Source organism: Prevotella sp. P4-119, from assembly GCF_002251345.1.
In the GTDB taxonomy this organism is placed as follows: domain Bacteria; phylum Bacteroidota; class Bacteroidia; order Bacteroidales; family Bacteroidaceae; genus Prevotella.
This window is the reverse complement of the sequence record NZ_NPJB01000039.1, coordinates 1-2,811: the sequence shown is the minus strand read 5'-3', so window position 1 is coordinate 2,811 and position 2,811 is coordinate 1. Positions and strand designations below refer to the sequence as shown.

The 2,811-nt window shown below is 34.4% G+C and carries 3 protein-coding genes; all 3 read left to right on the top strand.

The window, feature by feature from the left end:
- Positions 1-1,451 (top strand): DNA sulfur modification protein DndD (locus CIK89_RS13475; protein ID WP_094390245.1); only part of this gene is annotated, 1,451 nt, incomplete at its 5' end.
- A gap of 6 nt (positions 1,452-1,457) precedes the next feature.
- Positions 1,458-2,171: a hypothetical protein gene (locus CIK89_RS13815; RefSeq protein ID WP_254046614.1), complete on the top strand. Its 714-nt coding sequence runs from the start codon at positions 1,458-1,460 to the stop codon at positions 2,169-2,171.
- 145 nt (positions 2,172-2,316) lie between these two features.
- Positions 2,317-2,811: hypothetical protein (locus CIK89_RS04470; RefSeq protein WP_144007348.1), on the top strand; the 495-nt coding region annotated here is incomplete at its 3' end.

Here is a 2,811-nt window from a genome sequence, read left to right as displayed (position 1 = left end):
CAATACTACTCGCCATTGATCATTTTCACGATAAAATTGAATTAGAAATAGATAACAAGAAAACATTAATAGATCATATTGAGAAAATTCAAATTGCTTTGGCTGAGGATGAAGGCAAGGTTTCTGGCCTAGCAAAATTTGCAGAACTTGATACTAAGTATAATAATGTCAAGTTGGATATCAATAACATTTTAAATGAGCTTACAAATATAGATAATGATGAAAGAAAGTTACTCCCATCATTATGGGTGTTGAGAGGAACAAAAAAGCTAATTGAAAAGAGTAAGGAAATCATCAAGGCTCATGTTGAAGAGGAATATACAGCTCCTGAACGTAAGTTTTTGGACAACCCAAGCAAAGCAAAACTCGAAGATATTTTATATAAAGACCACCGATGCTTTGTTTGTGGCTCCAAAGTTGATGATGATCATCCTGAAACTCGAGATTGGATTTTAAATCGTTTGAAAATGCAAGAGGAATATCTAAAAGAAATGGAGGATTATACCAATAATATAGCGACCTCTAAACGGTTTAATATGTTTCTGGGTAGAATTGAAGACTATCCTGATAGCTTAATGGTTTCTATCGATGCTATCGACAAACAATATGAAGAGCTATCTGAAAAAGAAGAAAACCTTCGAGTAAAATTACGTAGCTGCAATGAGAAAAAGAACAAATTAGATGAGCAGATAGATGAAATAAAGAAGAAAAACGGGGTTGACCCTCGGCGTGAAGCTGCAAATTTTACAACATTTGATAGAACTATTAAAGTATCTAGATCAAATTTAGAAAATGAACAAAAAAAATTACATAGTACAGAAGATAATATTAAAGAACTTAAAGTTCAGTTGGCAGCAAAGGAAAAGGAGTTGAATCGTATTGGAAATGCCACAGGTGTTATTACTTCTGTGGAGGAAACAGAATGGCTTCAAATTTCTAGAGTGCTTGAAAGTATCTGCAAAACTGTCCAAGAAAAAGCAAGAAAAAAACTTTTGAGAGATATCGAAGAAAGAGCTAATGAATTTTACGATAATTTCACAAAACACGACCGAGGGTATAAAGGACGCGTTGAAATAGGGGACGATTACTCAATTCAGTATGATGCTGGATTAAATACAAGTCATGAAGACAGAAAGAAAATGAGCATCATCAATGCTTTGCTCTCGTTAAATCAAGAAGCCCTTCATATATACTATCCATTTATTTCTGACGCTCCCACATCTAGCTTTGATCCGGACACAACACACAAGTATCTACTTGGAATTAAGGACGTATTTCATCAATCGATTATTATGACAAAGGATGTAGAAATAGGTAGCGATAAATATAAAGACTTGTTTGACCAAGATAAGGTTTCAAGAATTTATGAATTATCAAGCCTAATCTATAAAGATGGAAGCGAGGAGCCTGAGATATATGAAGTTAGTACAAATGTTGAACGCCTAAAATAATAAAAAATGGATGATATTTTTGAGATAAAGTTTCCAATAGAACTGAATGTAAAAGAGAAGGTAATACTTAAATTCTCCAACAAGCAAGGTGGCGCTTTTAACATTTTCTCGTATTATTGGCAATGCTTTGTATGGGCTGCGACAATTGGGTTCATAAGGAATGAACGCCGCCCGTTATCAACAGGTATAGAAAGGATATTTAACCTTAATATCATGAAAAGTAACGGTGGAGAAAAAGTTGCACAAGCTCTCATTTGCATGTGTATTGCACGAACTGGTTCTCTTGACATAATGAAAACTCCTTCAGATGCGATACAGGTTATAAGTGAATATGCTAACGGCGGATTTTACCATATCATGAAACTGATGGAAAATGGAGAAAACTCCTTTAATGACCTTGAAAAGGTAAAGCAAGAAATCTTTTCGCGAAATTATGATGACCTTGGAATAGAAAATCCGAAAGAAGAGATTGAGTCTTTTGTTGTTCCAGAAGATACTTGTTGTCGGAAAGAAGAAACGGAAGAAGCCGCTATTGACGAGTATGCTAATGAGGATCCTTTGCCTACACAAAAGAAGACACATCGATGGACATTCAAGGAAGAAAAAGACCTTGTTGGCTATTATCAAGCAGGTATGACCATTGAACAGTTGTCTCGTTTGTTTGACAAAGACGAAGATGCTGTTAAAAATAAATTGATACAAAAAGGTATTATGGTTTAGCTTTGACTTGCATAAGAAACAGGGGAATGGTTCTGTTCCACTCTGACACAGAAATGATTCTGCGTATTAAGGAAACAGAAACCAGCCCTCTGTTTCAAGAGTCTGATAAGAGATAAATGTCAATATATTATTAAATATTAAAATTATGAAGAAGGTTATATTTATTGCAATCATGCTGATGTTTGTTACATTATCAACAACAGCGCAAGAAGTAAAGTTCCACTTTAATTCGAAGTTTAAGTTTGTAACGGATGACGAAAAGGAATTTGTTGTTATTCCTATGGATGGTTATTCGCAGGATAGTTTGTTTCGTGCCGTATCTTTATATTTGGATAGAAAATATACTTCTAAGACAAATGAGATTACAAAATTTGGAAACGAGCAAGTTACGTTGAATGCATTTATTACTGATGCTTATTATGAGAAAGTAATGGGGTTTCCTTTTAGAAAGCATATGATTTGCACCTTCTCATTTAATTTTAAAGATGGAAAGTTTCGTGTAAACGCACCTGTAGTCAACAAAGTTATAACTGGTGCCCCAACAGAATTACCTCATAGTTTTGCCGGAGACTGTAGTGGCTACTTTAAGAATGGAAAGTTGAACCCAAAGAAAGAACGTTTGTACAATGAAATTAATAAC

Coding starts and splice junctions, on each gene's coding strand:
- CIK89_RS13815 (WP_254046614.1), top strand. CDS start 1,458: ATGGATGATATTTTTGAGATAAAGTTTCCAATAGAACTGAATGTAAAA.